This is a genomic window from Mesorhizobium sp. WSM4830, from assembly GCF_055811495.1.
The window spans coordinates 108888-131143 of sequence record NZ_JBVVQI010000020.1 but is presented as its reverse complement, the minus strand read 5'-3'; the positions used below and the strand labels follow the sequence as shown (position 1 = coordinate 131143).

Below are 22256 nucleotides of genomic sequence, written 5' to 3'. Positions count from 1 at the left end.
CATCGACAACCCGTTCGGCACGAGGTTGTCACCCATGTCTTAGGTACAAACTGTTACCCATGTCTTCGGGCCGTACAAAATCTGGATTGGTGAGCGCGATGGGATTCGAACCCATGACCTACTGATTAAAAGTCAGTTGCTCTACCGGCTGAGCTACGCGCTCCCGCGGGCTCAGAAAGGCCGCCCTCGAAATTGCGCGGAACATAGGGAGAGAGCCTCGGCCGGTCAACCGGAAAAAGACAGCTCCCAAACCGGACTTTCCTGCCGTGCCATCATGCCGTGCGGTGCGCTTCGGCGTTGACGGAACTGCCCGCTCTCGCGCAAGGCCGAAGCTCGCGCTTTGCGGGATAAGCGCAAGCAGCGAATCGGGAGAACCTTTGCAGATCAGCAACTTGGGATTTTTAGCGGAACAATTTGCGCAGCCTGCCCGTTTTTCCGCGACAAGGGACACGCGTTTCAAGGAGAAGATCATGAATAGGATCATGTCGGGCCTGCTGGCGACCACCCTTTCGATCTCATTCGCTGCCGCGGAGATCGTGCCAGTCAACGCTCAGCCCAGCTATGCGCCCCCTGCCCTGGGGCTCACCTCGAATGTCCAGACCGTCCAGTACGAGCCGTGGCGGAGGCACCGGAATTTCAATCGCGATTTCTCGCGTCGCGATTTCCGTCGCAATTTTTCGCGTGACGACGGCATGTACTGGCGTGGCCATCGCGGCTATCGCGAATATCGTCGCGGCTATCGCCGTCACGGTGACTACTGGTTCCCGCTGGCCGCCTTCGCCACCGGAGCGCTGATTACGGGCGCGATTGTCAACCAGAATCGTGTCTATCGTGGCGATGCACACGTGCAGTGGTGCTACGACCATTATCGAAGCTATCGTGCCTCCGACAATACGTATCAGCCGAACTACGGTCCGCGTCGGCAGTGCCGGTCGCCTTACTGAGTTTGATTAGAGGCTGCAAAGCCCGCGCCGAAACGGCGCGGGTTTTTCATGAGTGCGAATCCGCTGCCATCCCTGCTTATTGCACGCTTAGCGTCCTGCGCACAGCGTGGCGCCAGCCGGCCAGCTTGGCGGCGCGTGTCGAAGCATCCATGTCTGGCTTGAACCGGCGCTCGAGCGCCCAACTCCTGGCAAATTCCCGCGCCTTCGGCCAGACACCGGCCTTCGAGCCGGCCAGCCATGCCGCACCAAGCGCGGTCGTCTCGAGAATTGTCGGCCGGTCGACCGGCGCATCGAGAATGTCGGCCAGCCGCTGCATGGTCCAGTCCGACGCCACCATGCCGCCATCGACCCTGAGCACGGTCTTGACCGAGGCGCCCTTCCAGTCCTTCCGCATGGCGTCAAGCAGATCGCGCGTTTGGAACGCAACGGATTCCAGTGCCGCGCGAGCAAATTCCGCCGGCCCCGAATTGCGGGTCAGCCCGAAGATGGCGCCGCGCGCCTCGGCATCCCAGTGCGGTGCGCCGAGCCCGACGAAAGCCGGCACCAGATAGACGTTCTGCGTCGGATCGGCGTCCGCCGCCAATTTGCCGCTCTGCTCGGCCTTGCCGATCACCTTGATGCCGTCCCGCAGCCACTGCACGGCGGCGCCGGCGATAAAGATCGAGCCCTCCAGTGCATAGGTGGTCTTGCCGTTCAGCCTGTAGGCGATGGTGGTCAAAAGCCGGTTCTTCGAACGCACTAGATCGCTGCCGGTGTTGAGCAGTGCGAAACAACCGGTACCGTAGGTGGATTTCATCATGCCTGGCTCGAAACAGGCCTGGCCGATCGCCGCCGCATGCTGGTCGCCGGCCACACCGAGGATTCTGATCTGTGCACCAAACAGGCTTTTGTCGGTGATTCCAAAATCATCGGCACAATCTTTCACCTGCGGCAGCATTCTTGCAGGTATGCCAAGAATGGCCAGCAGCTCGTCGTCCCAGGCGTTTTGTTCGATGTTGTAGACCAGTGTGCGCGAGGCGTTGGTGGCGTCAGTGGCGTGGACCTTGCCGCCAGTCAGGCGCCAAATCAGAAAGCTGTCGATGGTGCCGGCCAGCAGTTCGCACTTCTCGGCGCGTTTTCTGGCGCCCTTCACCTTGTCCAGCATCCAGGCGATCTTGGTGCCGGAGAAATAGGGATCGAGCAGCAGGCCGGTCTTTTTCGTGAATTTCTTCTCCAGCCCCAGCTTCTTCAGTTTCTGGCATAGCGGCGCGGTGCGGCGGTCCTGCCAGACAATCGCGTTGTGGATCGGCTTGCCGGTCTCTTTGTCCCAGATGACGACGGTTTCGCGCTGGTTGGTGATGCCGATCGCGGCGACTTCCGCCGCGTTGCGGCCGGCTGTCTTCAGCGCGGCCTTTACCGTTTCCACCACGCTTGCCCAGATCTCCTCGGGATCGTGCTCGACCCAGCCGGAGGCCGGATAGTATTGGGTGAATTCCTTTTGCCCGCTACCGACGACCTTCATCTTGTCGTCGAACAGGATCGCCCGGCTCGATGTCGTCCCCTGGTCGATTGCAAGGATATATCCGGTCATTCTCTCTCCCGTCGAAGCGAATTCAAGGTGCTACGGTGTCCCGAAGCCAGATGGCGCGGAGCCGTTCACGCAAACAGGGGAGACGGCAACATGCCGCCTCCCCTGAGTGTGGCGATGCGGGCGCGGACGCCCGCATCAAATATCCCTATTGCTGCCAGCTCTTCACCAGCTCGTCGTAGTTGATGGTGACCGGCTTTTCCTTCTCGTTCTCGATCTTGAGCTGAGGAGCGAGATTGCCCTTCTTGACCGCGTCCGCGTTCCAGTGGGCGAGGTCATGCTCTTCGGCCATCTTCGGGCCGATATCGCCCTGGACGCCCGACTTCTCGATGCGGCTCATCACCTTTTCCTGCTCGGCGCAGAGCGAGTCCATCGCTTCCTGCGCGCTCTTGGCACCCGACGAAGCATCGCCGATCGCCTGCCACCAGAGCTGTGCCAGCTTCGGATAGTCCGGCACGTTGGTGCCGGTCGGCGACCACTGGACGCGCGCCGGCGAGCGGTAGAACTCGATCAAGCCGCCGAGCTTTGGCGCACGTTCGGTGAAGCTCTTGTCGTGGATCGTGCTCTCGCGGATGAAGGTCAGGCCGACATGGCTCTTCTTCACGTCGACCGTCTTCGAGGTGACGAACTGCGCGTAGAGCCAGGCGGCCTTGGCGCGGTCGGTCGGCGTCGACTTCATCAGCGTCCAGGAACCGACGTCCTGATAGCCGAGCTTCATGCCGTCCTTCCAGTAGACGCCATGCGGCGACGGCGCCATGCGCCACTTCGGCGTGCCGTCGTCGTTCAGCACCGCCTTGGCGCTGGCGTCGACCATGCTGGCGGTGAAGGCGGTGTACCAGAAGATCTGCTGGGCAACCGCGCCCTGCGCCGGGACTGGCCCCGATTCGGAGAAGGTCATGCCCTGGGCTTCCGCCGGTGCATAGGCCTTCAGCCAATCGAGATACTTCTGGATGGCGTAGACGGAAGCCGGACCATTGGTGTCGCCGCCGCGCGCCGTGCAGGAACCGACCGGACGCGAATTCTCGTCGACCTTGATGCCCCATTCGTCGACGGGCAGACCGTTCGGAATGCCCTTGTCGCCATTGCCGGCCATCGACAGCCAGGCGTCGGTGAACCGCCAGCCGAGCGACGGGTCCTTCTTGCCATAGTCCATATGGCCGTAGACCTTCTTGCCGTCGATCTCGCGACCGGTGAAGAAGGCTGCAATGTCCTCATAGGCCGACCAATTCACCGGCACGCCGAGGTCGTAGCCGTATTTGGCCTTGAAGTCCGCCTTGTTCTTCTCGTCGTTGAACCAGTCGTAACGGAACCAGTAGAGGTTCGCGAACTGCTGGTCGGGAAGCTGGTAGAGCTTCTTGTCGGGCGCGGTGGTGAACGAGGTGCCGATGAAATCCTTCAGGTCGAGATTCGGGTTGGTGACATCTTTGCCGTCGCCTGCCATCCAGTCGGTCAGGTTGCGCACCTGCTGGTAGCGCCAGTGCGTGCCGATCAGATCGGAATCGTTGACCCAGCCGTCATAGAGGTTCTGGCCGGTCTGCATCTGGGTCTGGATCTTCTCGACGACGTCGCCTTCCTGAATGACGTCATGCGTAACCTTGATGCCTGTGATGGCCGTAAAGGCCGGCGCCAGCACCTGCGATTCATACTGATGCGTGGCGATGGTTTCGGAAACTACCTTGATGTCCATGCCGGCGAAAGGTTTCGCGGCATCGATGAACCATTGCATTTCGGCTTCCTGGTCGGCGCGCGAAAGCGTCGAAAGGGGCCCGATTTCCTTATCGAGGAAGGCCTTGGCTTCGTCCATTCCGGCATAGGCATTGCTTGCCCCGAGCAACAGGACAAGCGCAGTTGTTGATGTCAAAAATTGCCGTCGCATGTATTTCCTCCACTGTTAAAGTTCAAAGTGCGATCTGGATCGGCGGCCGGCACGCCGCCGTTCCAACAGTTTCCCCCTCTATACGTAGCGGAACACGCCGACGGCGTAGACCACGGAGAGAGCGAGAGCCCACCACAGATTGGGTCCGACTAGACCCAGCCAAGCGAGATGGATAAAGGCGCTGCCAAGCAGCGACAGGAACAGGCGGTCGCCGCGCGTCGTTTCGAAGCGCAGCACGCCGACGCGCGGATTGCCGCCCGGCGAGACGTATTCCCACACCGCCATGCCGCAAAGCAGCAGAAAGATGGTTCCAAAGAAGGCCGCGGTCGGCCACGTCCAGGCCATCCACGAAAAATCGAGGTTGGACGAGAGGTTAAATCCCCACAGGCGGATATTTGTCGGATCGCTGAAACCTACCGTTATTGCCACGAAATCGATTTGAAGGGCCACCCAGGCCACAACGACCAGGGCGAGAAACAGCACGGCCCACCACCACGGCCTTCTATCGACCTGTTCCATCATACCCTCCCCAGGGCAAAGCCCTTGGCGATGTAGTTGCGCACAAACCAGATGACGAGCGCGCCAGGGATCAGCGTCAGCACGCCGGCTGCGGCAAGCAGCCCCCAATCCATGCCGGCGGCCGAAACGGTGCGGGTCATGGTCGCGGCGATCGGCTTGGCGTCCGTGGTCGTCAGCGTCCGGGCGATCAGCAGCTCGACCCACGAGAACATGAAGCAGAAGAAGCACGCCACGCCGATGCCGCTCGCAATCAGCGGCATGAAGATCTTGATGAAGAAGCGCGGGAACGAATAGCCGTCGATATAGGCGGTCTCATCGATCTCCTTCGGCACGCCCGACATGAAGCCTTCGAGGATCCACACCGCCAGCGGCACGTTGAAAAGGCAATGCGCCAGAGCCACTGCGATATGGGTGTCGATAAGGCCGAAGGCCGAATAAAGCTGGAAGAATGGCAGCGCGAACACCGCCGGCGGCGCCATGCGGTTGGTCAGCAGCCAGAAGAACAGATGCTTGTCGCCGAGGAAGCGATAGCGCGAAAAGGCATAGGCAGCAGGCAGTGCCGCAGCCACGGAAATCACCATGTTCATAACCACATAGGTGATCGAGTTGATGTAGCCCGAATACCAGGACGCGTCGGTGAAGATGGTGCGGTAATTCGCCAATGTCGGCGCGTGCGGGTAGAGCGTCAGCGACGAGACGATCTCGCCATTGGTCTTGAAGCTCATATTGATGAGCCAGTAGATCGGCAAAAGCAGAACGACGATGTAGAGCGTCGGCACGATCCACCACCAGCGCGACTCCTCGCCGCGACGGCGCATCAGCCGTGCGATCTCGTCCTGCCGTAGCGTGCTGGCGAGCCCTTCCGAAGCTGTCGTCTCACTCACCCTATCGGCTCTCTCTTCGGTGCGGCTCATCTCAACGCTCCGCGTCGTAATTGGTCATCACGGTGTAGAACACCCACGACAACAGCAGGACGATAAGGAAGTAGACCAGCGACATCGCCGCCGCCGGGCCGAGGTCGAACTGGCCGAGCGCGGTCTTGACGAGATCGATCGAAAGAAAAGTCGTCGAGTTGCCGGGGCCGCCACCGGTGACCACGAACGGCTCCGTGTAGATCATGAAGCTATCCATGAAGCGCAGCAGCACGGCGATCAGCAGCACGCGGTTCATCTTCGGCAGCTGGATGTAACGGAACACCGCCCAGCGCGAGGCACCGTCGATCTTGGCCGCCTGATAAAAGGCATCGGGGATCGAGACCAGGCCGGCATAGCAGAGCAGAACGACGAGGCTGGTCCAATGCCAGACGTCCATGATGATAACCGTGACCCAGGCGTCGTAAGGGTCTTGCACATAATTATAGTCGATGCCGAGCGCGTTGACGTAATAGCCGAGCAGGCCAATGTCGTTGCGCCCGAACACCTGCCAGATGGTGCCGACGACGTTCCACGGGATCAGCAGCGGCAACGCCATCAAAACAAGGCAAACAGGCACGCCCCAACCCTTCTTCGGCATATTGAGCGCAATGAAGATGCCGAGCGGCACTTCGATCGCCAGGATAATGAAGGAGAAGACAAGGTTGCGGATCATTGCCTGCCAGAAGCGGCTGGAGGAAAGCAGTTCCTCGAACCACTCGGTGCCGGCCCAGAAGAAGACGTTGTTGCCGAAAGTGTCCTGTACCGAATAATTGACGACCGTCATCAGCGGTATGACCGCCGAGAACGCCACCAGCAGCAGCACCGGCAGCACCAGGAACCAGGCTCTGTTGTTCCAGGTCTTTTCCACTTCAGGCTCCCATCTCGACGCGCCAGGAATCGGCATAGATGTTGATGCCGGCCGGGTCGAACTGCACCTTCGGATCGGCCGGCACTGTCTCGTCCTCGCCGATGACGGCGGCGATCTCGCGCCCTTCGAGATTGGCACGGACCACCTTGTGGCGGCCGACGTCCTCGATCTTGCTCACCCGGACGGCCATGCCCTGGCTGCCCAGGCGCACATATTCGGGACGGATGCCGAGCTCGATGGCGCCGCCACCCGCCTTGGGCACGCCCGGCAGTTCGATCTGCTGCGAGCCCAGCTTCGCGGTCTTGCCGTCGATCGCCACCGGCATGACATTCATGCCGGGCGAGCCGATGAAATAGCCGACAAAGGTGTGGCGCGGGCGCTCGAACAGCTCCGCCGGTGTGCCGATCTGCACGATTTCGCCGTCATACATGACGACCACCCTGTCGGCGAAGGTCAACGCCTCGGTCTGGTCGTGCGTGACATAGACCATGGTGTAGCCGAAGCGGCGGTGAAGCTGCTTCAACTGCGAGCGCAGCACCCATTTCATATGCGGGTCGATGACGGTCAACGGCTCGTCGAACAGGATGGCATTGACGTCGGAGCGCACCAGCCCGCGTCCGAGCGAGATTTTCTGCTTCTGGTCGGCGGTCAGTCCGCGCGCCTTTCGTTTGGCCATGTCGGCCAGCCCGGTCATCTCGAGCGTCTCGCGCACCTTGCGGTCGACGTCGGCCTCCGGCACGCCGCGATTGCGCAGCGGGAATGCCAGATTGTCGTAGACGGTCATCGTGTCGTAGATCACCGGGAACTGGAAGACCTGGGCAATGTTGCGCTCTTGGGTCGACAGATTGGTCACGTTCCTGCCGTTGAACAGCAGCTGGCCATGCGAGGGATGCAGCAATCCCGAAATGATGTTGAGCAGCGTGGTCTTGCCGCAGCCCGATGGGCCGAGCAGCGCATAAGCGCCGCCATCCTCGAACGTGTGGTGCACTTCCTTCAGGGCGAAATCGGCATCCGTGCGCGGGTTCTGCAGATAGGTGTGGCGGATATGATTGACATCGATGCGCGCCATCGCTTCCTCCTAAGCCGCCAGCTTCGGCGCGGCCACGGCGCGGCCGTGCTCGTCGAAGACCATGATGTGGCGCGGGTCGATGAACACCTCGACCTCCTCGTCCGGCTCGAAGTCGCGAATGCCGTGGGTCAGCATGACCCAGCGCGCATCGGCAAAATCGAGATGGATGAAGCTTTCCGATCCCGTGATCTCGGTGATCGTCACCTTTGCGCGCACCGGCACTGCGGCGGCGTTGGGCCGATCGAGGGAAAGATGATGGGGCTGGAAGCCTATCGTATAGATCGCATCGGCAATGCCGAAGAGCTCGGCCGGCACCGGCAATTTCACGCCGCCCTCGAGCAGGAAATCCAGGCCCTTCTTGGCAAGCACGATGGTGTTGAGCGGCGGATCGGCGAAGGTTCTCGCCGTCACCAGATCGACCGGCTTGCGGAACACTTCGATGGTCGGCCCGAACTGGGTGATGCTGCCCTCGGAAAGCGTTGCCGTGTTGCCGCCGAGCAGCAAGGCCTCGTGCGGCTCGGTCGTGGCATAAACGAAGATTGTGCCGGCGGCCGCGAAGACCTTCGGCAGTTCCGCGCGTAATTCTTCGCGCAGCTTGTAGTCGAGATTGGCGAGCGGCTCGTCGAGCAGCACGAGGCTGGCATTCTTGACGATGGCGCGGGCCAGCGCGGTGCGCTGCTGCTGGCCGCCCGACAGACTGAGAGGCGTCCGATCGAGATAGGGCGTGAGTTTGAGAAGGGCGGCGGCATTGCGCACCTCCCTGTCGACCGTTGCCTGATCCGTGCCGGCCACCCGCAGCGGCGAGGCGATGTTCTCGTAGACCGTCATCGCCGGATAATTGATGAATTGCTGGTAGACCATGGCGACGTTGCGCTTTTGCACCGGCATGCCAGTGACATCCTTGCCATCGAACCAGACCGAGCCGAAGGTCGGCACGTCGAGGCCCGCCATCAGCCGCATCAGGCTGGTCTTGCCGGAGAGCGTCGGCCCGAGCAGGACGTTGAGCGAGCCGTGCTGAAACGTCAGCGAGACGTCGCGGATATGTTCCGCCGCACCCACCTTCTTCGTCACGTTTCTCAGTTCAAGCATGATGCCTCCTCCCAGGCTTTCTGCATCAGTCGGCCGTCCCTATTCGGCAGCCGCTACGTGCTGCCGGCTTATTCCGCGCATGAACTCGTCGAGCACTGCCGCCTGCTCACGGCTGAGACGCAGGCCGCGCTTGGTCCGGCGCCACAATACATCCTCGGCAGTCATCGCCCATTCGTTTTCGACGAGGTAGCGCACCTCGGCTTCGAAGAGATCGGCGCCGAAGTTGCGGCCAAGATCGACGTTCGACTTGGCGAGGCCCAGCAGCTTCCTTGCGCGGGTGCCGTAGAGCCGGGTCAACCGGCGGGCCAGCCGCGCGTCGAGGAACGGGTACGCCGTCTTCAGTTTCGCCACCTCGGCATCGAAGCCGGTGACGGCAAAGTCACCGCCGGGCAGCGGCGCGTTTGCCGTCCATGATTTGCCGCGCTTGCCGAGAAAACCCTCGATCTTCTCAAGCATCGATTCCGACAATCTGCGGTAGGTGGTGATCTTGCCGCCAAAGGCGTTGACGATCGGGGCGGCACCCTCGCCTCCATCGGCCTTCAGCACATAGTCTCGGGTGGCTTCCTGCGCCTTTGAGGCGCCATCGTCGTAGAGCGGCCGCACCGCGGAATAGGTCCAGACGATATCCGACGGCTTGACCGGCTGCGCGAAATATTCGCTTGCCGCAGCGCAGAGATAGTCGATCTCGGCGTCACTGATCCTGACGTTGTGCGGATCGCCGGGATAGTCCCGATCGGTGGTGCCGATGAGCGTGAATTCGTCCTCGTAAGGGATGGCGAAAATGATGCGCCCGTCCTTGTTCTGAAAGAAATATGCGCGTGGGTCGTCGAATTTCTTGCCAACGACGATGTGGCTGCCTTGTACGAGGCGGACATTGTGCACGTCGTTCAAGCCGACGGTGGCCGACAGCACCTGGTCGACCCACGGGCCGGCGGCATTGACCAGCAGCCGCGCCTTGACCTCCTCGGTATCGCCGGTCCGCACATTTTCAAGCCTGACCGTCCAGAGATTGCCTTCGCGGCGTGCGCTGACGACCTTTGTTCGGGTTCTAACGGTTGCGCCGCGCTCGGCAGCGTCACGGGCGTTCAACACAACCAGCCGGGCATCGTTGACCCAACCGTCCGAATATTCGAACGCCTTTCGAAACAGCGGCTTCAGCGGCTTGCCGGCCGGATCCTTGGCCATGTCCAGCGTTTTCGTCGGCGGCAGCAATTTGCGCCCGCCAATATGGTCGTAGAGGAAAAGCCCGAGCCGGATTAGCCAGGCCGGACGCAGCCCCTTGGCGTATGGCAGCACGAAGCGCATCGGCCAGATGATGTGCGGCGCGTTCCTCCACAGGACCTCACGTTCCATCAGCGCTTCGCGTACCAGGCGGAATTCGTAGAACTCGAGATAGCGCAAGCCGCCATGGATCAGTTTGGTCGAGCCGGAAGAGGTCCCGCTGGCCAGATCGTTCATCTCGGCAAGAAAGACCGAAAAGCCACGTCCAACGGCATCGCGGGCGATGCCGCAGCCATTGATGCCGCCACCGATGACGAAAATGTCATGAATCGGTGATGCGCTCAAAAGAATCCTCCCTCGATTTCGCATTGCAGCATTTTTGGGTTCTTGCGAAACCGTAGGGGAATTATTTCGAAATGATAACGAATGTCAAACGAAATAATAATAGGCGGAAGATGCCGCTACGGCATCTCTAGGAGAGCGACGTTTCGATCAGCTGAACTTCTGCCTCCTGACAGATCTTGCGCACCGACGGGATGTCGCAACGATCGGTGATAAAGGTGTTGACCTGCGACAGATGGCCAATGCGGACGGGCGCGGTGCGCTCGAATTTGGTCTGGTCCGACACCAGGATCACATGCCGGGCGTTGGCGATGATCGCCTGGGCCACCTTCACCTCGCGAAAATCGAAGTCGAGCAGTGCGCCGTCATGGTCGATGGCCGAGGCGCCGATTACCGCAAAATCGACTTTGAACTGCCTGATGAAATCGACCGCTGCCTCGCCGACCACACCGCCGTCGGAACCGCGCACGACACCGCCGGCGATCACCACCTCGATCGAAGGATATATGCGCATCCTGTTGGCAACATTGATGTTATTGGTGATGACCATCAGGCCGCTGTGATCGAGCAGCGACTTGCTGACAGCTTCCGTCGTTGTCCCGATATTGATGAACAGAGACGCGTTGTCGGGGATCAGCCGGGCTGCTGCGCGGCCGATCGCCTCCTTCTCCTCGGCGGCGATCTTACGCCGAGCCTCATATTCCATGTTCTCGATGCCGGACGGGAACAACGCCCCGCCATGAATGCGGGACAAAAGCCGCTGGTCGCAGAGATCGTTGAGATCCTTGCGGATCGTTTGCGGCGTCACGTTGAAATGCGTCGCCAGCTCCTCGACCAGTACGCGGCCATGGTCCTTGGCCATCTGGATGATTTCGGAATGACGCGGCGACAGGTACATCTAGCAACCTCTCATTTTCGTTTTTCTCGTCTATAGCTGAAAACGAAAGCCATGAACAGGTATGAGCCGGCTAATGAAAATCGGGCAACTGCAGAGAGAAAAGCTCCGGCGCAAACTCGACGAGGCTATCAACTCAGGCCCCGCGCGATCTCAGTGATGACCTCGAAAGCAGTATCGACGTCCGCCGCAGTCGTTTCGAACTGCCCGACCTGAAAGCGGATCGCCACCTGCCCGTCCACCCGGGTCTGCGTCAGGTAAATGCGGCCGTCATCGTTGATCGCGTTGACCAGCCGCAAATTGTGCTCGTCAAGGTCGATTCCCGCAGCCGCGAGATGGCGGAATGAGAACAGCGACAGCATCGGTTCCGTGACGATCTCGAAATCCGGCTCCCGAGACAGCCAGGCGACGAGGCGCTCGCTCCAGGCGACATGGTTGCGGATCATGTTCCGCAGATTTTCCAAGCCATGCGCACGCAGCAGGAACCAAAGTTTCAGCGCGCGGAACCTTCGGCCGAGCGGCACCGACCATTCGGAGTAGTTGATGACCCCGTCGCGGCCATGCGTCTTGAGGAATTCGGGCTTGATCGCCAGCGTGCGCACGAGGTCCTCCGGCTGGCGGATGAACTGCATCGAGCAATCGAACTGTGCGCCCAGCCATTTATGCGGGTTGAAGACGATGGAATCGGCACTTTCGGCGCCGGCCCAGAAATGCCGGAACTCGGGGCAGATCATGGCCGAGCCGGCCCATGCGGCATCGACATGCAGGTAGAGCCCGTGCCGCTTCGCCACAGCGGCAACAGCCGCGACATCGTCGGTGCCGCCGGTACTGGTGCCGCCGACGCTGGCGATAATGCCGGCCGGCAGCATGCCGTTTTCGCGGTCGGTGACGATAGCTGCTTCCAGAGCCGCCGTCCGCATGGTGCGGAAGCGTCCGGCGACCGGAATGCGCACGAGGTTCGCCTCGCCGATGCCCGACACCCAGATCGCCCGGTCGATGGAAGTATGGACCTGGTCGGAAGAATAGACCCGCACGACCGGCTGGCCCTGCAGGCCGCTCTTGTTGCCTTGCCAGTCGAGCGCGCGCTCGCGCATGGTCAGCACGGCGGCAAGCGTCGCCGATGAAGCCGAATCCTGCATGACGCCGGAAAATCCCTCCGGCAAACCAAGCGCCTGCCGCATCCAGTCGACGACCCGCATCTCGAGCTCGGTTGCCGCCGGCGAGGTCTGCCAGAGCATGCATTGCGCGGCCATCGCGGAAACCAGATACTCGGCCACGACGGATGCCGGTGCCGCGTTAGCCGGAAAATAGGCGAAGAAACGCGGATGCTGCCAGTGCGTCATGCCAGGCAGGATCTTTTGCTCGAAATCGGCGAAGATTGCCTGCATCGTTTCACCGTCTTCCGGCGGCGCGGTATCGATGCTTTTGAAGATTTCGCCGGGCTCGACAAGCGGCCGCACCGGTCTCTCCCGAAGGCTGTTTCTGTAGTCGACGCCCCATTCAGCCGCTCGCAGCGACCATTCGCGGAATTCGTCCCTATTCATCTTCGCCTCCGTAGCGCCTCATCGAGCCGCCATCAAAGAGCACGAAAAACGTAGGTTTTCATTCGGGAAAATCAGGCAAACTGGCAAAGGCGGTCTTCAGCGCGTTCGACCAGCTATCCGAGATCGTGCGATAATATTGATCGTCCTGGGTTATTCGCTTTTTGAGGCCGACCTTGAAAGTGTCCTTTTCATAGAACAGCAGGTCGAGCGGCAGGCCGACCGACAGGTTGGACTTCAGCGTCGAGTCGAACGACACCAACAGCAACTTCACCGTCTCGGCGAAACTCATCGTCTTTTCATAAGCGCGGATAATGATCGGCTTGCCGTATTTGGTCTCACCGATCTGGAAGAACGGCGTGTCGTCGGTGGATTCGATGAAATTGCCTTCCGGATAGATCATGAACAGGCGCGGCGCGCTGCCCTTGATCTGACCACCGAGGATGAAGGAGGCGTTGAAGTAGGAATCCGCCTTTTCGCCAGCCGGCGACGAGCTGGCGATGACCTCCTTGACGGTGTCTCCGACCAACCGCACTGTCTGGTACATGGAAGGCGTTTCGAGCAGCGTGGCACGGCGCTCGGCCACTGCCTTGGTGCGTTCGTCGAGCAGGCTGACCACGGCCTGGGTCGTCGCCAGATTGCCGGCCGACATCAAAACGATGACGCGCTCGCCCGGCTCTTCCCAGACATGCATCTTCCTGAAGGTCGAGATCGAATCCATGCCGGCATTGGTGCGCGTGTCCGACATGAACACGAGCCCGCGATCGATCTTCAGGCCGACGCAATAGGTCATCGAATCTCTTTGGCAACAATCTTGCCGGGGATTACTGCTCCACGGTGACGGTGACCGCAAGCTGTTCTTCCGCCTGTCCCTGCCGAATTCCCGACACCGGCGTGGCGTCGCGATAATCGCGGCCGGTCGCCACCTTCACATAGCGCTCGTCTGGAGAAATGCCGTTGGCTACGTCGAAGGCGACCCAGCCGAGGCCCGAGACATGCGCCTCGGCCCAGGCGTGGCTTGCCGCCTGCTCGATCGCCGCATCCATCATCAGATAGCCGCTGACGTAGCGCGCCGGAAAATCCATGGCGCGCGCCGCGGCAACGAAGATGTGGCTGTGGTCCTGGCAAACGCCGGTCTTGAGCGCCAGGGCCTCTTCGGCCGGCGTCGTCGCGTTGGTGGTGCCGGGTGTATAAGCGACACGCTCGCCGATTACGGCCATTAGCCGGTGCAGCCTCTCAATGTCGGTGCCCTTGCCGACCGAGGCAGCAAGCTCGCGAATGCCGCTGCCGATCGTCGTCAGCGGCGTTTCATGGCCGAACAGCCAGAGCGGCGCGAAACCCTGGTGCGGTCCGCAGACGCCGGCAGTGTCGCGCGTCACCACTTCGCCGGCAGCTTCGACGGTGATGAAGTCGCGCTCGCCCTCGACGCTCAACAGCCGGGTATCATTGCCGAAATGGTCGGTGAAACGCACTTCCTCGCGTGCGCCTTCAATCTTCAGCGCCCAGGACAGTACCGTCTGGGTGCGCCCGTTCACCGGGAGCAGCCGCAAACGCTGCAACAAATAATGCACCGGCGCATCGTAGCGGTATTCGGTCCGGTGGGTGATCTTCAGCCGCATCGCACACGTCCCTGGAGCATGAGCTTTTCCGAAAACCGGTCTCCGCTTTTTGGCGTCATGCTCAATAGAACCTGTAATCCTGCGCGATCTCGTCGCCGAGCCTGGTGTTGTCGCGGATGAAATTGGCCAGGAATTCATGCAGGCCGGCGTCGAAAATATCCTTGATCGACCCGGCCGTCAGCATGGCCTGGGTCTTGGCAGCCGTCGCATGACAGGCGTGGCGCTCCCCATAGTCGTCACCCAGGAATTTGAGATGCTCCGTCAGGAAGCGGTAGCAAAAGGTCAGCGAGCGCGGCATGCGCACGTTGAGGATCAGATAATCGGCGATGTTGCTCGGCTTGTAGTCGGCGTCATAAACCCAGCGATAGGAACGATGCGCCGACACCGAGCGCAGGATCGATTCCCACTGGTAGTTGTCCAGCGTCGAGCCGACCCAGGAGATCGACGGCAACAGCACGTAGTATTTCACATCCAGGATGCGCGCGGTGTTGTCGGCGCGTTCGACATACGTGCCGAGTTGCGAAAAATCGAAAATCTCGTTGCGCAGCATCGTGCCGTAGAACGATCCGCGAATCAGCGCCGTCTCGCGTTTGATTGCGTCGAGCGCGTTGGGCAGGTCGCGCTCGTCGATCGGCTTGGCCAGCATCCGCTTCAGCGACATCCAGGCTTCGTTGATGCTTTCCCAGGTTTCACGCGTCAACGCGGTACGCACCATGCGGGCATTGTTACGGGCCGTTTCGATAGACGACATCGTGCTCGACGGGTTCGATGTATCGCGCAGCAGATAATCGGCGACATTGGCTGCGGTGTAGTCGGAATATTTCTGCGTGAAGGCGGCGTCCGAACCGGCGCTGAGCAGCACCGAATTCCACTCCTCCGAAGCGTTCTGAGTACGAGTCAGCGCCATGCGCAGGCCGGCATCCACCAGCCGCGCCATGTTTTCCGCCCGCTCGATATAGCGGTTCATCCAGTAAAGCCCGTTGGCGGTGCGGCCGAGAAGCATGTCAGGCGGTCCTGCGGTGAATAGTGAATGGTGAATAGTGATTGGTGACTGTCCAGATTCCGGGCCACGATGCTGCGTGCTTCACTTCAGGGCATTTCACCAACATCAACGACACATATCCTTACTATTCACTATTCACTATTCACTCTCTAATCATCCAACACCCACGTATCCTTCGTGCCGCCGCCTTGCGAGGAATTGACGACCAGCGAGCCTTCCTTGAGCGCTACTCGGGTCAGCCCGCCGGGCACGATCTGGATACGGTCGGAAACCAGCACATAGGGGCGCAGATCGACGTGGCGCGGCGCCAGCCCCTTGTCCGTCAGGATCGGGCAGGTCGACAGCGCCAGCGTCGGCTGGGCGATGTAGTTCGACGGTTTTGTCGCGAGCTTTTTGGAAAACTCTTCGCATTCCTTCTTGGTCGCCGCCGGGCCGACCAGCATGCCGTAACCGCCGGACCCGTGGACTTCCTTGATCACCAATTCGTCGATGTGTTCGAGCACATATTTCAGGCTGTCCGGCTCCGAGCAGCGCCAGGTCGGGATGTTGCCGAGCATCGCCTTGCGGCCGGTGTAGAATTCGACGATCTCGGGCATGTAGGAATAGATCGCCTTGTCGTCGGCGATGCCGGTTCCCGGCGCATTGGCGATCGTGATATTGCCGGCGCGGTAGACGTCCATAATGCCCGGCACGCCAAGTGCCGAATCGGGGCGGAAGGTCAACGGATCGAGGAACGAGTCGTCGACACGCCGGTAGAGCACATCGATCTGCTTGTAGCCCTCGGTAGTGCGCATCGCGACATGGCCATCGACGACGCGCAGATCCTGCCCTTCGACGAGTTGCACCCCCATCTGGTCGGCAAGGAAAGCATGTTCGAAATAGGCCGAGTTGAAGCTGCCCGGCGTCAGCACGGCAATGGTCGGCGCGCCCTTGGTGCTTTGCGGCCGCACTGCGGCCAGCGACTGGCGCAAGAGCTGCGGATAATTCTCAACCGGCCGCACCTTGATCTGCTGGAACAACTCGGGAAAGAGCTGCATCATCGTCTCGCGGTTCTCCAGCATGTAGGAGACGCCGGACGGCGTGCGCGCGTTGTCCTCCAGCACGTAGAACTCGTTCTCGCTGATGCGCACTATGTCGACGCCGATAATATGGGTATAGACGCCGGCCGGCGGCCGCACCCCGATCATCTCGGGCAGGAACGCCTCGTTCTTGGCGATCAACTCCTTCGGCACCCGGCCGGCGCGCAAGATCTCCTGGCGATGGTAGATGTCATCGAGAAAGGCGTTCAGCGCCTGAACGCGCTGCTCGATGCCTTGCGTTAGCCGTCGCCATTCATTGCCCGAAATGATGCGCGGAACGATGTCGAAGGGTATCAGCCGCTCCGATGCTTCCTGCTCGCCATAGACGGCGAAAGTGATGCCGGTCTTGCGAAAGACGCGTTCGGCGTCCTGCATCTTCTCGGTAAGCCTGGCCGGGTCCTGTTCCTTCAGCCAGCGATCGTAAGCCGAATACGGTTTTCTCAGCCCGGAAACTTCCGGTAGCATTTCGTCGAACGCTGCCAATCGCATACTCCCCTGTGACGCCATTTCACTGGCCTCGCTGGAGAAAATCAAGCGCAATCGGTGATTTGGTGGGCGCCGGCGATCAGTATATCGCTCTTGCCTAAAATTAAGGCAGTACCGATAGGGCCGTGGTCAGGCTTTGCTTCCTGTCCGGGCAGATGCCGGATGCGGATCAAAACGCGCGAAAGGTGACGACCGTGAACGTGTCCTTGATGCCGGGAAGAATCTGCACTTTCTCGTTGACGAAGTGGCCGATGTCTTCCTCGTCGTCGACATAGAATTTGGCGAGCAAGTCGTAATTTCCGGCTGTCGAGTAGATTTCCGAAGCGATCTCGGCATCGGCCAGGGCGCTGGCAACGTCGTAGGCCTTGCCCAGATCGCACTTTATCTGCACGAAAAATGCCTTCATTGCCTGGTCCTGCCTAGCCTCAGCTCGAATGAGCGGCCCTTCTCGCAGACTGAGAGCGGGCTTTCAAGCGTTGGAATTCGGCTCGGTCTCGCCAGACAGGCGAATGTTTGCGATCGCTGAAACCGCGAGGCGTCTCGAGGCGTATGGTATGATGCGTCTTCGGATAGCGATTTTTGAGGGACAACGGAGGCAGACCATGCGCAGCGCGTTATTCGCATTCGCAATCGTTCCACTGCTCCTGGCCTCTTCGGCATTTGCCGGCGACGCTGAGGTCAAGGCGGCGCAGACAGTCATAGACAGCCAGTTGAAAGCCTTCCTCGCCGATGACGGCGCCACCGCCTACAGTTTCGCGGCGCCGAACGTGAAACGGATATTCCCGACCGTCGACACCTTCATGAACATGGTCACCAACGGCTACGCGCCGGTGCGCAAGCCGCAGAGCTATTCCTTCGGCAAGGTCGAGCAGACCGGGCCGGTCTCGATCATCCAGCAGGTGCTGATCGTCGGACCCGACGGCAAGGACTACGTGGCGGTCTACACGCTGGAGCAGCAGCCGGACGGCAGCTTCAAGATCACCGGCTGCAGCTTGCGGGCGGCGAACTCCGTCAGCACCTGAGGCGCGTGCGTCAATACCGCGCCCTGCCGCCCGACATGTCGAACACCGCGCCGGTATTGAAGCTCGAGGCATCGCAACAGAGCCAGAGGACCAGCGCCGCGACCTCCTCCGCCGCCCCAAGCCGCTTGAGCGGACTGGCCCCAATCATCTCACTGACGACCTCGTTGCCGAGACGCCGGATAAGATCGGTATCGATCGGTCCGGGCGCGACGCAGTTGACGCGAATGTCGGTGTCGCAGACCTCACGCGACAAGGCTTTGGTGAAGGCAATGATGCCTGCGCTCGCCGCCGAATAGGCCGCTAGGTTCGGCAATCCTTCCTTGCCGGCGAGCGATCCCATGTTGACGATGCGGCCGCGGCCGGTCTTGCGCATGACCGGCAATACCTGGTGCGTGACCTCGAACGTCCCGACGAGATTGACCCCGATGATGCGCCATTCGGCCGGATCGAAGGCCTCGAAGCCAAGGTAAGGACCAAGATAGCCCGCATTGTTGACGAGAATATCGATTTGGCCCGTACTGGCGACGACTTCGCCGAGGGCATTGCTTATGTCCTGCGCCTTGGTCACGTCGACGGTCTGGCTGCGGGTTTCATCATTCGGCGCAGGATCGGCGTCCCATATCCAGACGTCGGCTCCCGACCTTACCAACTGCGTGGCCACGGCCCTGCCGATGCCCCTTGAGCCACCGGTAACGATCGCCGTCTTGCCGGCAAAGTCGTATGTAACGGTCATGGCTGATCCCCGCAGCGGAACTCTGCTCCCGGGCAGGCAGTCCGTCAATCGCAGGGACGCGCTAGACGGCCGGAATATCGCCCCGCGCCCAGCCCTCTGATATCTCCGCCGCGCGCGCCTCGAAGGTCTGCGCCACGATCGCGGCACGGATGTCCTGCATCAGCTGCTGGTAATAGGACAGATTGTTCCAAGTCAGCAGCATGGCGCCAAGCGACTCCTGCGAGCGCACCAGATGGTGCAAATAGGCCCGCGAATAGTCGCGTGCGGCCGGGCAGTCGCTTTCCTCATCGAGCGGGCGCGGATCGTCGGCATGGCGAGCGTTGCGCAGATTGACCTTGCCGCGCCGTGTATAGGCAAGGCCATGCCGCCCTGCCCGCGTCGGCATCACGCAGTCGAACATGTCGATACCGCGCGCCACCGACTTCAAGATATCGTCCGGCGTGCCGACACCCATCAGGTAGCGCGGCCGGTCAGCCGGCAGCTCCGGGCAAGTGATGTCGAGCATCTCCAGCATCACCGCTTGCGGCTCGCCGACGGCCAGCCCGCCGATCGCATAGCCCTTCAGCTCCATTGCCTTCAGCGCCTGCGCCGAGCGCAACCGCAGATCCGGCACGTCGCCGCCTTGCACAATGCCGAACATCGCCTTGCCGGGCTGCTCGCCGAATGCCGTCTTGCAACGCTCGGCCCAGCGCAGCGACAACTCCATGGCACGCTCGATCTCGTTCTGCTTGGCCGGCAGCGCCGTGCATTCGTCGAGCTGCATCTGGATGTCGGAATCGAGCAACCCCTGGATTTCGATGGAACGCTCCGGCGACATCTCGTAGGCGCCGCCGTCGATATGCGAGCGAAAGGTCACGCCGATCTCGGTCAGTTTCCGCAGCTTCGACAGCGACATCACCTGGAAGCCGCCGCTGTCGGTCAAGATCGGATACGGCCAGCGGGCGAATTCATGCAGGCCGCCGAGCCGCGCCACGCGCTCTGCGCCGGGTCTCAGCATCAGGTGGTAGGTATTGCCGAGGATGATGTCCGAGCCGACGCCGCGCACCTGATCCATATACATGGCCTTCACCGTGCCGCCCGTGCCGACCGGCATGAAGGCGGGCGTGCGGATTTCCCCGCGCGGCATGGTGATTGCGCCACGCCGCGCCCTGCCGTCGGTCGCCAGCACGTTAAAGGTGAATGCGGCAGTCATTGAATTCCCTGGCCATCGAACTCCTTGTCGAATACCGGCGCATCTGGAGCCTGCTTGTCGAGTGATTGCCGGTAGCGGATGCAGCCGCGCATGAATTTTGGCCACGGCGGCACGGCAATCGCCGGCTCCGTCTTTTCGGGCAAAAGCGACCACAGGTCGGGATGATGCCAGCACAGATCATGGCCGGTGGCGTCGCGGTGTTGGCGGATGCCGGCGCGCAGTTTCCTGACCTCGGCGATCAAGGCTTCGCGGTCGAAGGTTTCCAGGTCATCGTCCATCATTATCCTCCCTGAACAGAAGACTTGCGTCTCCATAGGAATAGAACCTGTAGCGGTTCTCGATCGCATGCCCATAGGCGGCGCGCATCGTCTGCAAACCGCAGAAGGCCGAAACAAGCATGAACAGCGTCGAACGCGGCAGATGGAAATTGGTCATCAGCATATCGGCGGTCTTGAAGCGGTAGCCGGGCGTGATGAAGATGTCGGTCGGGCCCGACCACGCGGCCAGCCTGCCGTCATCGCCAGCCGCGCTCTCTAACAAGCGCAGCGATGTCGTGCCGACAGCGATAATGCGCCTTCCTCTTGCTTTCGCAGCATTCAGCGCCTCGGCGGTTTCCGGGCTGACCGAGCCGGTTTCGGCGTGCATCTTGTGGTTGGCGGTGTCATCCGCTTTCACCGGCAAAAACGTGCCGGCGCCGACATGCAGCGTGACGAAACGGCGCTCGATGCCCTTGGCGTCGAGCGTCGCAAACAGCTCCGGCGTGAAATGCAGCCCTGCCGTCGGCGCGGCCACGGCGCCCTCCTCCCTGGCATAAATGGTCTGGTAATCACGGCGGTCGCGTTCGTCGTCGTCACGCTTGGAGGCGATATAGGGCGGCAGCGGGATATGCCCGACGGCGTGCAGCGCTTCGTCGAGGAACGGACCTGACAGGTCGAAGCCGAGCAGCACCTCGCCACCTTCCCCCTTCTCGATCACGGTCGCGTCGAGCTGGCCGAGAAAGCAGGAATTGGCGTCATGACCGAAATGGATGCGATCGCCGGCGGTGACGCGCTTGCCCGGGCGCATGAAGGCGAGCCAGCGGTCGGGCGCCGTCCGCATATGCAGCGTGGCTTCGACCTGCGCCGCCGCCTCGCCGCGCCGCCTGATGCCCTTCAGCTGCGCCGGAATAACTTTGGTGTCGTTGAAGACCAGCACATCACCGGCCTTGAGCAGGGACGGCAGGTCGCGCACCGTCCGGTCCTCGAGCCCCTCACCCGGCCTGACCACCAGCATCCTGGCGCTGTCGCGCGGCTCGGCTGGGCGAAGCGCGATGCGCTCGTCCGGCAGATCGAAATCGAAAAGATCGACGCGCAAGAAATCCCCGCCTCAAGGTTCCGGGCAGGTCACCGCCCAAGCGCCGACACCGTCTATGCTCAGCGTACCGCCCATCGCGAAACTGGACTGCTCACTGGCCTTGACCAGCCGCAATCTGGCGATGATCGAGCTGAGGCCCTCATCAGTGAGATCGATCAGCATACGGTCGTCGTCTTCGAATGCCTGTCCGACGATGACTTTCGTTGAACCCGGCTGGCCGTCCGTGGTCCATGTCTTGCCGCCGGCATCCAGCCACACACGCGCCACCGCAATGACGGCCGTGTGTCCCATCAAAACATCGATCGATGCCGCGCCGCCGTCGGCGCTGCAGACGATCGATTCCGTCGCCAGCGCCGGAGTGGCCGCCGCGACGAGCACAAATGCGATGGCCGCGACAACCCGGCCGGTCATTTCACGTCGGCCGCGACCTTGAGCGACACGATCTTGTCGGGATCCTGCACCGGTTCGCCGCGCTTGATCTTGTCGACATTGTCCATGCCTTCGATGACCTGGCCCCATACCGTGTATTGGCGGTTGAGGAAAGCGGCATCGTCGAAGCAGATGAAGAACTGCGAATTGGCCGAGTTCGGGTTCTGCGAGCGGGCCATCGAGCAGGTGCCGCGGCCATGGTTGGCATTGGAGAACTCTGCCTTCAGATCGGGTTTGTCGGAACCGCCAGTGCCGGCGCGCGACGGCGCGAAAGACGGCTTGTTGGAATTGCCAAACTTGACGTCGCCGGTCTGCGCCATGAAGCCGTCGATGACGCGGTGGAAGACCACGCCGTCATAGGCGCCTTCGCGCGCCAGCTCCTTGATACGGCCCACATGGCCGGGCGCCAGATCTGGAAACAATTCGATGACGACCTTGCCTTTGGTCGTATCCATGATAAGCGCGTTCTCGCGGTCCTTGATTTCGGCCATGTCA

General features: G+C 61.3%; 23 protein-coding genes and 1 tRNA gene. 2 read left to right on the top strand and 22 right to left on the bottom strand.

Translation table 11 applies throughout. The features are described from left to right. Positions 1-87: 87 nt before the first annotated feature. Positions 88-163: transfer RNA gene (locus AC0L2Y_RS23600), tRNA-Lys, on the bottom strand. A gap of 307 nt (positions 164-470) precedes the next feature. Here AC0L2Y_RS23600 and AC0L2Y_RS23595 point away from each other — a divergent pair. After that, positions 471-944: a BA14K family protein gene (locus AC0L2Y_RS23595; protein ID WP_352491639.1), complete on the top strand. Its 474-nt coding sequence runs from the start codon at positions 471-473 to the stop codon at positions 942-944. Between the two features lie 76 nt (positions 945-1020). Here AC0L2Y_RS23595 and glpK read toward each other — a convergent pair whose 3' ends face one another. The 15 genes from glpK to AC0L2Y_RS23520 all read right to left on the bottom strand — a co-directional run bounded on the left by glpK (position 1021) and on the right by AC0L2Y_RS23520 (position 17438). Next, positions 1021-2514, bottom strand: a complete 1494-nt coding sequence (glpK, locus tag AC0L2Y_RS23590; RefSeq protein WP_473559804.1) for a glycerol kinase GlpK — start codon at positions 2512-2514, stop codon at positions 1021-1023. A 145-nt stretch (positions 2515-2659) separates the two neighbouring features. Next, entirely contained in the window at positions 2660-4387 is a 1728-nt protein-coding gene (locus AC0L2Y_RS23585; protein WP_473559802.1) for an ABC transporter substrate-binding protein, read from the bottom strand. Between the two features lie 78 nt (positions 4388-4465). Beyond that, a complete protein-coding gene (locus tag AC0L2Y_RS23580; RefSeq protein ID WP_031193610.1) occupies positions 4466-4732 on the bottom strand; it encodes a DUF2160 domain-containing protein in 267 nt (88 codons plus the stop codon). 173 nt (positions 4733-4905) lie between these two features. Next, positions 4906-5820: a carbohydrate ABC transporter permease gene (locus AC0L2Y_RS23575; protein WP_352478954.1), complete on the bottom strand. Its 915-nt coding sequence runs from the start codon at positions 5818-5820 to the stop codon at positions 4906-4908. A gap of 1 nt (position 5821) precedes the next feature. Next, positions 5822-6688, bottom strand: coding sequence for a carbohydrate ABC transporter permease (locus AC0L2Y_RS23570; protein ID WP_023674893.1), 867 nt, complete (start codon positions 6686-6688; stop codon positions 5822-5824). Between the two features lies 1 nt (position 6689). Beyond that, on the bottom strand, positions 6690-7757 hold the full coding sequence (locus tag AC0L2Y_RS23565) for an ABC transporter ATP-binding protein (RefSeq protein ID WP_473559800.1): 1068 nt from the start codon (positions 7755-7757) through the stop codon (positions 6690-6692). A 9-nt stretch (positions 7758-7766) separates the two neighbouring features. After that, entirely contained in the window at positions 7767-8846 is a 1080-nt protein-coding gene (locus tag AC0L2Y_RS23560) for an ABC transporter ATP-binding protein (RefSeq protein WP_473559798.1), read from the bottom strand. A 39-nt stretch (positions 8847-8885) separates the two neighbouring features. After that, positions 8886-10412, bottom strand: a complete 1527-nt coding sequence (gene glpD, locus AC0L2Y_RS23555; RefSeq protein WP_352565349.1) for a glycerol-3-phosphate dehydrogenase — start codon at positions 10410-10412, stop codon at positions 8886-8888. A 127-nt stretch (positions 10413-10539) separates the two neighbouring features. Continuing rightward, positions 10540-11307: a DeoR/GlpR family DNA-binding transcription regulator gene (locus AC0L2Y_RS23550; RefSeq protein ID WP_023674889.1), complete on the bottom strand. Its 768-nt coding sequence runs from the start codon at positions 11305-11307 to the stop codon at positions 10540-10542. A gap of 128 nt (positions 11308-11435) precedes the next feature. Further along, complete coding sequence (locus AC0L2Y_RS23545; RefSeq protein WP_473559796.1) at positions 11436-12848, bottom strand: pyridoxal phosphate-dependent decarboxylase family protein; 1413 nt, start codon at positions 12846-12848, stop codon at positions 11436-11438. Positions 12849-12906: 58 nt separating this feature from the next. Then, positions 12907-13638: a proteasome-type protease gene (locus tag AC0L2Y_RS23540; protein ID WP_352448780.1), complete on the bottom strand. Its 732-nt coding sequence runs from the start codon at positions 13636-13638 to the stop codon at positions 12907-12909. Positions 13639-13669: 31 nt separating this feature from the next. Next, the gene (locus tag AC0L2Y_RS23535; RefSeq protein WP_473559794.1) at positions 13670-14464 is read right to left on the bottom strand and encodes a transglutaminase family protein; all 795 of its coding nucleotides are present in this window, start codon (positions 14462-14464) and stop codon (positions 13670-13672) included. Positions 14465-14525: 61 nt separating this feature from the next. Further along, the gene (locus AC0L2Y_RS23530; protein WP_352491567.1) at positions 14526-15467 is read right to left on the bottom strand and encodes an alpha-E domain-containing protein; all 942 of its coding nucleotides are present in this window, start codon (positions 15465-15467) and stop codon (positions 14526-14528) included. Positions 15468-15616: 149 nt separating this feature from the next. Then, a complete protein-coding gene (locus AC0L2Y_RS23525) occupies positions 15617-17029 on the bottom strand; it encodes a circularly permuted type 2 ATP-grasp protein (RefSeq protein WP_473559792.1) in 1413 nt (470 codons plus the stop codon). A 172-nt stretch (positions 17030-17201) separates the two neighbouring features. Next, positions 17202-17438 carry an Lrp/AsnC ligand binding domain-containing protein gene (locus AC0L2Y_RS23520; RefSeq protein WP_023674883.1) on the bottom strand — a complete coding sequence of 79 codons (237 nt, stop codon included), beginning with the start codon at positions 17436-17438 and terminating at the stop codon, positions 17202-17204. Between the two features lie 196 nt (positions 17439-17634). Between AC0L2Y_RS23520 and AC0L2Y_RS23515 the strand changes: the two genes are divergently transcribed. After that, a complete protein-coding gene (locus tag AC0L2Y_RS23515) occupies positions 17635-18054 on the top strand; it encodes a DUF4864 domain-containing protein (RefSeq protein ID WP_473559790.1) in 420 nt (139 codons plus the stop codon). Positions 18055-18064: 10 nt separating this feature from the next. On the opposite strand, the gene AC0L2Y_RS23510 is transcribed toward AC0L2Y_RS23515, so the two are convergent. From AC0L2Y_RS23510 to AC0L2Y_RS23485, 6 genes are all read right to left on the bottom strand, one after another. Further along, the gene (locus tag AC0L2Y_RS23510) at positions 18065-18787 is read right to left on the bottom strand and encodes an SDR family NAD(P)-dependent oxidoreductase (protein WP_473559788.1); all 723 of its coding nucleotides are present in this window, start codon (positions 18785-18787) and stop codon (positions 18065-18067) included. A 61-nt stretch (positions 18788-18848) separates the two neighbouring features. Next, the gene (tgt, locus tag AC0L2Y_RS23505) at positions 18849-19979 is read right to left on the bottom strand and encodes a tRNA guanosine(34) transglycosylase Tgt (RefSeq protein ID WP_352491571.1); all 1131 of its coding nucleotides are present in this window, start codon (positions 19977-19979) and stop codon (positions 18849-18851) included. Continuing rightward, positions 19976-20257, bottom strand: a complete 282-nt coding sequence (locus tag AC0L2Y_RS23500; protein WP_352491572.1) for a hypothetical protein — start codon at positions 20255-20257, stop codon at positions 19976-19978. The genes tgt and AC0L2Y_RS23500 overlap by 4 nt, the downstream gene beginning before the upstream one ends. Then, positions 20247-21332, bottom strand: coding sequence for a tRNA preQ1(34) S-adenosylmethionine ribosyltransferase-isomerase QueA (queA, locus tag AC0L2Y_RS23495; protein ID WP_473559786.1), 1086 nt, complete (start codon positions 21330-21332; stop codon positions 20247-20249). The genes AC0L2Y_RS23500 and queA overlap by 11 nt, the downstream gene beginning before the upstream one ends. Before the next feature lie 12 nt (positions 21333-21344). After that, positions 21345-21743: a hypothetical protein gene (locus AC0L2Y_RS23490; protein WP_473559784.1), complete on the bottom strand. Its 399-nt coding sequence runs from the start codon at positions 21741-21743 to the stop codon at positions 21345-21347. Beyond that, the gene (locus AC0L2Y_RS23485) at positions 21740-22252 is read right to left on the bottom strand and encodes a peptidylprolyl isomerase (RefSeq protein WP_254817363.1); all 513 of its coding nucleotides are present in this window, start codon (positions 22250-22252) and stop codon (positions 21740-21742) included. Before AC0L2Y_RS23485 ends, AC0L2Y_RS23490 begins: the two co-directional genes overlap by 4 nt. Between the last annotated feature and the right edge of the window lie 4 nt (positions 22253-22256).